General features: G+C 66.9%; 8 protein-coding genes. 2 read left to right on the top strand and 6 right to left on the bottom strand.

The annotated features are described in order from the left end of the window. The 6 genes from ACWKY3_RS01310 to glf all read right to left on the bottom strand — a co-directional run. The coding region (locus ACWKY3_RS01310; protein ID WP_449314622.1) for an ABC transporter ATP-binding protein/permease at window positions 1–1,687 on the bottom strand (1,687 nt) is incomplete at its 3' end. A gap of 15 nt (window positions 1,688–1,702) precedes the next feature. Next, window positions 1,703–2,161 (bottom strand): YbaN family protein, encoded by a 459-nt coding sequence (locus tag ACWKY3_RS01305; protein ID WP_449314621.1) that lies wholly within the window; start codon window positions 2,159–2,161, stop codon window positions 1,703–1,705. 317 nt (window positions 2,162–2,478) lie between these two features. Next, window positions 2,479–3,798: a Na+/H+ antiporter NhaC family protein gene (locus ACWKY3_RS01300; RefSeq protein ID WP_449314620.1), complete on the bottom strand. Its 1,320-nt coding sequence runs from the start codon at window positions 3,796–3,798 to the stop codon at window positions 2,479–2,481. A gap of 41 nt (window positions 3,799–3,839) precedes the next feature. Next, complete coding sequence (locus tag ACWKY3_RS01295; RefSeq protein WP_449314619.1) at window positions 3,840–4,637, bottom strand: type III pantothenate kinase; 798 nt, start codon at window positions 4,635–4,637, stop codon at window positions 3,840–3,842. A gap of 41 nt (window positions 4,638–4,678) precedes the next feature. After that, window positions 4,679–5,701, bottom strand: a complete 1,023-nt coding sequence (locus ACWKY3_RS01290; protein ID WP_449314618.1) for a glycosyltransferase family 2 protein — start codon at window positions 5,699–5,701, stop codon at window positions 4,679–4,681. 9 nt (window positions 5,702–5,710) lie between these two features. Next, window positions 5,711–6,925, bottom strand: coding sequence for a UDP-galactopyranose mutase (gene glf, locus ACWKY3_RS01285; RefSeq protein WP_449314617.1), 1,215 nt, complete (start codon window positions 6,923–6,925; stop codon window positions 5,711–5,713). A gap of 199 nt (window positions 6,926–7,124) precedes the next feature. On the opposite strand from glf, the gene pta reads away from it, so the two are divergent. Continuing rightward, window positions 7,125–8,123, top strand: coding sequence for a phosphate acetyltransferase (gene pta / locus ACWKY3_RS01280; protein WP_449314616.1), 999 nt, complete (start codon window positions 7,125–7,127; stop codon window positions 8,121–8,123). Between the two features lie 72 nt (window positions 8,124–8,195). After that, window positions 8,196–8,552 (top strand): histidine triad nucleotide-binding protein, encoded by a 357-nt coding sequence (locus ACWKY3_RS01275; protein ID WP_449314615.1) that lies wholly within the window; start codon window positions 8,196–8,198, stop codon window positions 8,550–8,552. Window positions 8,553–8,685 lie beyond the last annotated feature (133 nt).

Here is an 8,685-nt window from a genome sequence, read left to right as displayed (position 1 = left end):
GGCCCCACAGCCGCGCGAACGCGCCCTTGCGCGCCAGCAGCTCCTCGCACGAGCCCGACTCGGCCACGCGCCCGTCGGCCATCACGTAGATGCGGTCGGCCTCGGCCACGGCGGCCAGCCGGTGGGTGATCACGATGACGGTCTTTTCGCGCGCAATCTCGCGGACGACCTCCATGATGGCGCGCTCGCTCTCCGCGTCCACGTTGGACGTGGCCTCGTCGAACACGTACACCGGCGCGTCGTGCAGAAGCGCGCGGGCAAGCGCCAGGCGCTGCCGCTGCCCTCCCGAGAGGTTCGACCCCTGCTCGGCCACCGGCATGTCCAAACCGCCCGAAGCGCGCACGAACCCGTCGGCCCGGCAGCGAGCGAGCGCCGCCCACAGCTCATCGTCTTCCGCCTGAGGATCGGCCAGAAGCAGGTTCGACCGCACCGTGCCTTTGAACAGGTAGCTGGAAAACGGCACGACGCACACCGTGCGCGCCACCGAGGCGCGCGACGCCTCCGCAAGCGGCACGCCGCCCAGCTCCACCTGTCCGGTGAAGCCCGCGTTGCGCCCGCACAGCACGCCCGCCAGCGTGGACTTGCCCGAGCCGCTCTCGCCCACGATGCCCGTGAACGACCCCGCCGGCGCTTCGAAGTCCACGTCCACAAGCACCTGCCGCTCGCCGTCGTAGGAGTAGCCCACCCTGCGCAAGGACACGCCTGCGCCCTGCGGGTCGATCACGCGCGATCCGCGCGCGGGTTCGGGCACGTCCAGGATGGAAAACATCTTGTCGGCGGCGGCCATGCCGTTCATAGCCGTGTGGAAAAACGACCCGAGCGCGCGCAGCGGGATGAAGAACTCGGCCGACAAGAACACCACGGCGAAGGCCGCGAACAGGGGCACCTGGCCGTTCGCGAACTGAACGAGCGCCACAACGACGCCCACCGCCGCGCCGCCGAACGCGAACAGGTCCATGACCGTGACCGAGTTCAGCTGCATGCGCAAAAGCCGCATCGTCGCGCGGCGAAACGTCTCGGCCTCCTCGTTCATGCGCGCATGGCGATCCCCGTCGGCCTGGTAGATCTTGAGCGTGGTCAGACCCTGCAGGTTCTCGAGGAACGCGCCGCCCAAGTCGGTGTAGGCGCCCCAGTAGGTGCGCATGACGCGCTTGGCGATCTTCTGCACCGCCACGATGGACAAGGGGATGAGCGGCACGCACGCCAAGAGGGCCGCCGCCGCGGGCAGGCACAAAGGCGCCAGGCACGCGAACAGCGTGAGGGGCGCCAAAACCGCGTAGAACAGCTGCGGGACGTACTGGCCGAAGTAGCTCTCCAGCTGCTCGCAGCCCTCCACGCTCACCTGCACGGCCTCGGCGGTGGGCACCCGCTCGGCGTAAGAGGGCCCGAGGCGCACGAGCTTGTCGTACACCTCTTGGCGCACCGCGCGCTTGGCGGCCTGCGCCGCCGCCAGCCCGCAGCGCTGCGCGCCCGCCAAGCACGCCATGCGCACCGCGATGGCCACCGCCGCCGCGCACCCCAGGCCCCAAAGCCACGGGCCCACGTCGAGCACGCCCTCGAACCACTCCTGCACAAACAGGCCGAACAGAACCATGAGCGCCACGTTGGCCGCAAGCGCGACCCACTGCAGCACCACGTTGGCCACGATGGGCCCGCGCGCGGCGGGCACCATGCGCAGAAGACGCATGCTGAACACGCCGCCCTACCTCTCCGTCGCCGCGTCCGCCGAGCGCCCGCGCACGGCCGACCCCCGCCCGAGGCCCGCGCGTCCGTGCGCTTCGCCCCGATCGGTGCGCACCACGAACCCGAAGTAGACGACATGCGCCACCCACACCACGGCCACGACCGCGCGTCCCACCGGCACGCTTCCCATGAGCGCGAACGAAACGCCCAGCACGACGGTAAGCGGCGCGAGCAGCAGCAGCTTCGCGCGCACGGTCATGGCGCGCTTGGTGGCATAGCCCTCCACCACCGTCCGATAAAGCCTCGTCGAGCGGAACCACGCGTTCACCCGTTCGGAGCTGCGCGCAAAGCAGAACGCCGCCACCAGCAGAAACGGCGTGGTCGGCAAAATGGGGACGACCGTCCCAACCGCCCCCAGCCCAAAACTCGCGAATCCTCCCACGGCCCACAGCCGTCGCGCGATCGTGCGTTTGCCCATGAAGCGCATCCTCCGTCCTGCGCTCCGTCCCCACCCAAAGGACGCGGTCAGCGCAATGTTTCCAATAGCTAACATACGGAAGGATACGCGATTCCCAGCAATTTGTAAACCTTGGCTAATTTCAAGGTGAAAGACAGGGTCCTTCGAAGGCGCGGGGCATCCCGGCTTCGATGAGAAGGATCCACAAGCTGCAAGGCCAGCCCCGCGCATGGTCCGCCTGCAGCCGGTCTGCGCCGCGCACGATCACGCGACCGGACGGCATCCGGCGCCGCCTCCGCGCAAGCCGCCCAGCGCGGCCCGCGCGCGGCGAAGCGCCCCTAGTTGCCCTCCCCCTCCTTCTCGGGCACCAGGAAGATGAAGACGAGCGAGCTTGCGAGCAGCAAAAACGGGTAGAACAGAAACGGGATGATCTGAAACGCCGACACCGCGTAGCCAAGCTCGGTCGCCGCCGATATGGCCACGAGCATCTGGGCGCCGTAGGGGATGACGCCCTGAAACACGCAGGAGAACGTGTCCAGGATGGAGGCCGTCTTGCGCCGCGTGATGCCGTAGGTCTTGGCCATGTCGGCCGCAATGGGGTTGGCCATGACGATGGCCACCGTGTTGTTGGCCGTGGCTATGTCCATGGCCCCCACTAAAAGCCCCATGCCCAGCTGCCCGCCCTTCTTGCTCCTAAACAGGCTCTTTATGCCGTTCAAAAGAGCGGTGAAACCTCCGTATTCCCTGATGAGCGCGCAGATGGCGCTCACGAGCACCGCCACCATCGTGGTCTCGAACATCCCTGCCGCGCCCGACCCCATGTTGGCCAGAAGGTCGGTGGGCGCCGTGGCGCCCGTGGCCACCATAATGATCGATCCCGTGAGGATTCCCAGCAAGAGCACCACGAACACGTTCACGCCCACGATGCCGCCCACAAGCACGATGAGGTACGGGATGAGCTGGACGAGGTCGTAGTCGTTGTGCACCGTGCCGCTGATGTCGGACCCCAAAGACAGCACCAGGATAACGACGATCGTCACCAGCGCCGCCGGCAGCGCGATCTTGAAGTTCTCGCGGAACTTGTCCTTCATCTGGCACCCTTGACCCTGGCAGGCGGCGATGGTGGTGTCCGAGATGAACGAGAGGTTGTCGCCGAACATCGCGCCGCCCATGACGGAAGCCACGCACAGCGGCAGATCGAACCCCGACGCGGCCGACACCGCCACGGCGATGGGCGTGATGAGCGTGATGGTGCCCACCGACGTTCCCATGGAAAGCGACACGAAGCAGCTCACCACGAACAGCACGACAACCGAGAACTCTGCGGGGATGATCGAGAGCATGAGGTAGGCCACGCTCTCGGCGCTGTCGCGCCCCACCGTGCCCACGAACACGCCGGCGGCCATGAAGATGAGGATCATCGTGACGATGGTCTTGTCGCCAATGCCCCGCCCCATGACAACCAGCTTGTCATCGAAGGGCAGCGCGCGGTTCTGGAAGCACGCCACCATGAGCGCCACCAAAAACACCACCACGATGGGGATGCTGTAGAACCCCATGGAAATGCCCAGCGCGTACTCGAACAGCACGCCAAGCCCCAGGTACAGCACAAGGAACACCCCGATGGGCAGAAGCGCCCTCACGTTGCCTTTCTCCATTGACGATCCCTTCTTCGGAAACAAAACCCGCCTATTGTACCCTACGGGCGGCGGTTGAGCGCGTGCAGGATGCCCAAACCGCGCAAAGTGAGGTGATCGTCGGCTGCGCGGATACGCGAGGAGAGGGCGCGCATCGTCTGCGCATCCTCCCCGGTGGCGATGACGAGCGTCTCGTAGCCCAGCTCGCGCCACACCATGTCGATGAGGCCGTCTATGCGCGCCACCTCCCCCATGACCACGCCCGCCTGCACGGCCTCGCGCGTGCTCTTCCCGATGACGGACGCGGGCGTGCGCAGGTCAACCACCGCAAGCTGCGCCGCCGCCTCGGCCAAGGCGCGCGCCGAGAGCTTGAACCCCGGCGCGATGATGCCGCCCACGAACACGCCGTCTTCGTCCACCACCTCGAAGTTCGTCGTCGTGCCCAGATCGACCACCAGAAACGGCGGCTCGTAGGACTCCTTGGCCGCCGCGAGGTCGGCTATGCGGTCGGCCCCTATCTCGGCCGGGTCGTGGTAGCGCATGCGCACGCCCGTTTTAAGCCCCGGCCCCACAACAAGCGGACGGCGGCCAGAAAGCGCCGCCACGGCCGCCGTCCACGCATCGGTCAGCCCCGGCACCACCGAGGCCACGATGCCGTCGCGCACCTCGGGCACGCGCTCGGTCGCATGCAGAAACGACAGCGCCGCCGCGCGCGCCTCGTCGGCGGTCATGCGCTCGGGCGTGGTGAGCGACCACGTGGCGGCCAGATCGCCGTCCTCGAACAGCCCAAGCCCCGTCGTGGTGTTCCCCACATCCACCGCCAGCACCGTCCGCGCCGCAGCCTCTCCCCTCTTGTCCATGTCCGTCCGCCCTTCCTTTCGCGCCGCCGCGCGTCCCGCGCCTAGTTGAACTTGAAGATCCTTTGGGCCATGCGGTAACCGGTGATGCCGATCTTGCGTCCCAGCTGCGTGGGCAGGTTCGTGCCCATGTTGAGCGCGCTGCGGCGAATGCGCCCGTAGACGTCCGGGTTTTTGCACTTGAGATAGTCCCAGATGGCCTCGCGCTTGCCTTCGGCCTCGTCGGTGCCTATCATGCGCAGGAAGATGGAGCAGATGCACATCATCATGGACAGGTAGCCTTCCATGTAGCGCTCCAAGCGCCTCTCGGGCACCTCTCCGGGCAGCCGCACCGCGTCTATCATGAGGCGCGTCACGCGCAGCTGCTGGTCGATGCGGCCCATCATGACGCTCTCGTTCACGCTCTGGTCCTCGCGGCCGATGAAGTAGCGGTACATGTCCACATCGCGGTAATAGATGGTCTTCACATGCGGCAGCGGCACGTACACGAAGATGTTGTCCACGTAGAACGTGTGCCTGGGCAGTTCGAGTCCGACCTCGCGCAGAAGCTCGGTGCGGTAGATGACCGAGTGCATGAGCAGGTACTGGCTCTGGCCGAAGTGCCCCGCCTCGTCCCAGCCGAACTCGCGGCCCTCGGGGAAGACGTTGCGGTAGTGCATGACCGTGCGCGTTCCCTCGTGCACCTTCTCGTACACGTAGTTGCCCACCACAAGGTCGGTGGGATTCGGACGAGACGCCTGCTCGCGCAGGTAAGCCATGATCTCGCGCATGGCAGCCCCGTCAAGCCAGTCGTCGGAATCCACCACTTTGAAGTACAGGCCGGTGGCGTTGGAGAGGCCCGCGTTCACCGCCGCGCCGTGGCCCCCGTTCTCCTGATGCACGACGCGGACGACGTCGGGGTGGCGCGCGGCCCACGCATCGGCCTTGGCGGCCGTGTCGTCTTTGGTCGAGCCGTCGTCCACGATGATGACCTCCACATCGTCGCCGCAAGCGAGGACGGACTCGATGCACGCGTCCATGTACGCGGCCGAATTGTAGCAGGGTATGGCGAACGAAACGGTTTTCACGGCGGCCTCCTAACCCACCAGCTCGTCGGCCAGCGAAAGCGCGCGTCCGACGATGACGTCCATGTTGTAGTAGCGGTACTCGGCCAAGCGCCCGAGCGGATGGAAGTTCGGCAGCTTCTCCGTGAGCGCCAGGTAGCGCTCGTAGTGCGCCCGGTTCTCGTCGGAGAGGATGGCGTAGTAGGGCGTCTGCGACTTCGGGTCCTCGTAGGGGCGGCTGTACTCCTTGCACGTGGTGGTCTTGGGGTGCCTCTGCCCCGTGAGGCGCTTGAACTCGGTGACGCGCGTGCAGTCTTCGGTCACCGTGAAGTTCACCGTGCCGCACGGCAGCACGAACTCGGCGTCGTGCGTCTCGTAGACGAAGTCCAGGCTGCGGTACGGCAGGCGGCCGAAGCGCGACAGGAACAGCTCGTCAAGCGGGCCGGTGTAGACGATGGGCCCTTCGAAGGGCGCGTCCTTTATGAGGATGGCCGAAAGCGGCGCGCGCTCCTCGCCGCTTTCGAACTCCAGATCGAACACGCTCTCGGCTTCGGTGCCCAGGCACACGCAGATGCCCTCGTGATCGAGCATGCGCTCGAACAACGCCGTGTAGCCCTTAGCCGGCACGCCCTGGTAGGCGTCTTGGAAGTAGCGGTTGTCGCGCGAAACGAACACGGGCACGCGCGCCGTGACCGACGGATCCACCTCCTCGGGGGTGAGGCCCCATTGCTTCTGCGTGTAGCAGAGGAACACGTTTTCGTACACGAAGTCGGCGACCTCGGCCAGCTCCGGATCGTTCTGGGCGCGCAGCTCGGTGATGGCCACCTTGCGTCCGTCGCCGAACACATCCGCAAGCTTCCGCGCAAGGCGCGCGCCGCGCTCTTTCCCGAAGGCGACCTCCAGGGAGTTTTTGTTGAACGGCACGGGCAGGTACGTGCCGTACCAGTCGGCCAGCACCTCGTGCTCGTAGTCGCGCCAATCGGAAAAGCGCCGCACGTAGCTAAAGACGCGCGCGTCGTCGGTGTGGAAGATGTGCGGTCCATGGCGGTGCACGAGGATGCCGGCCTCGTCCAGCTCGTCGTACATGTTGCCGCCGATATGGCCGCGCTTCTCGATGACGAGCACGCGCCTGCCGCCGCGCTCGGCCAGCTCGCGCGCCGCCACGGCCCCGGCAAAGCCGCTGCCGACGACCACGGCGTCGAAATCGCCCTTGTCAAGCTCCCTGAAATCGCAGTAGCGCACGCCCATGGTGCAACCTTTCCTGTCCGTCGAACCGCCCGGGCGCGCATGCGGCGCCATCCCGAAACGGGCTTTTTGGCCCCGTCCGGTAAGCCGGAGGCTATTTTACCGAAAAGGCGAGGCGGTGCGTGGATTATCATACGAAGGGGACAACTGCGAAGGAGGCGCCGCGACGCCCGAGATCGCGCGCCGAAGAAAGGACGGTGCCATGAGCTCGTTTCTGGAATCCATGCTCGCCCGCGCCAAGGCGGACAAGCGAACCATCGTGCTGCCCGAAGGCGACGACGAGCGCACGCTCGCCGCAGCCGAGCGCATCCTGGCCGATGACGTGGCCGACCTCGTCATCTTGGGCGACGCGGACGCCATCGCCGCAAGCCCCTACGCGCTCGACGGCGCGCGCGTCATCGACCCGCGCGCTTCCGACCTGCGCGAAGGCTTCGCACAGACCCTCTTCGAGCTGAGGCGGGCCAAGGGCATGACCGAGGAAGAGGCGCTTGCCCTCACAGACGACGTGCTGTACTTCGGCGTGATGATGGTGAAGGCCGGCCAAGCCGACGGCATGGTGGCCGGCGCGTGCCACGCGACCGGCGACGTGCTGCGCCCGAGCCTGCAGATCCTGCGCACCGCGCCGGGCGTGAAGCTGGTGAGCTCGTTTTTCGTGATGGCCGTTCCCGACTGCGACATGGGAGAGAACGGCACGTTCCTGTTCAGCGACTGCGGGCTGGAGGTGCAGCCCGACGCCGAGAGGCTGGCGCACATCGCCGTGAACTCCGCGCAGTCGTGGAGGGAGCTTATGGGCACCGATCCCGCCGTGGCCCTGCTGTCGCATTCCACCTACGGCTCGGCCAAAAACGACGACGCCGCGAAGGTGGTGGAGGCCACACGCATCGCCCGCGAGCTGGCGCCCGAGATCGACCTGGACGGCGAGCTGCAGCTCGACGCCGCCATCGTGCCCGCCGTCGGCGCGTCGAAGGCGCCGGACTCCCCTGTGGCCGGACGCGCGAACGTGCTGGTGTTCCCCGATCTGGACGCCGGCAACATCGGCTACAAGCTGGTGCAGCGCCTCGCGCGCGCCGAGGCGTACGGCCCCATCACCCAGGGCATCGCCGCGCCGGTGAACGACCTGTCCCGCGGCTGCACGGCCGACGACATCGTGGGCGTGATCGCCATCACCTGCGTCCAAGCCCAGGCGAAAAGGGCCAGGTAGCGCAACTGCCGCAACTGCCGACAAGCGGCGTGGACCCAACGTTCGCGCCGCCGTGAAACGAAAGGAACCGCCATGACCGACTGCCTGTTCTGCAAGATCGTCGCCGGGGAGATCCCCTCGGCGAAGGTGTACGAAGACGACGTCTGCTACGCCTTCGACGACATCGAGCCGGAAGCCCCCGTGCACACGCTCATCGTGCCGAAGGAGCACTACGACAACCTGCAAGACGACGTGCCGGCCGAGCTTTTGGGCCACCTGCTGTCCGTCGTGCCGAAGGTGGCCGCCCTCAAGGGCGTGGACGAGACGGGCTTCCGCTGCGTGGTCAACACCGGAGAGGACTCGGCGGCCACAGTGCCCCACCTGCACGTCCATGTGCTGGGCGGCGTGAAGATGGGACGCTTCACTTTCGAGAACTCCCAACGCGCCTAGCCCCTGCCGGCCGGGGGCGGCGAAAGCCCCCCCTTCCCAACCAAGGGCGCTTTCGCCGCCTTTCGGCCCCCTGCCGACATGCGGAAGGCCGGTGCGCAAGACCGAAACGCGGGGGGGGCCCTCCTTTCCGGGG

The organism is Rubneribacter sp., assembly GCF_965361815.1.
This window is presented reverse-complemented; position numbering and strand designations above follow the sequence as displayed.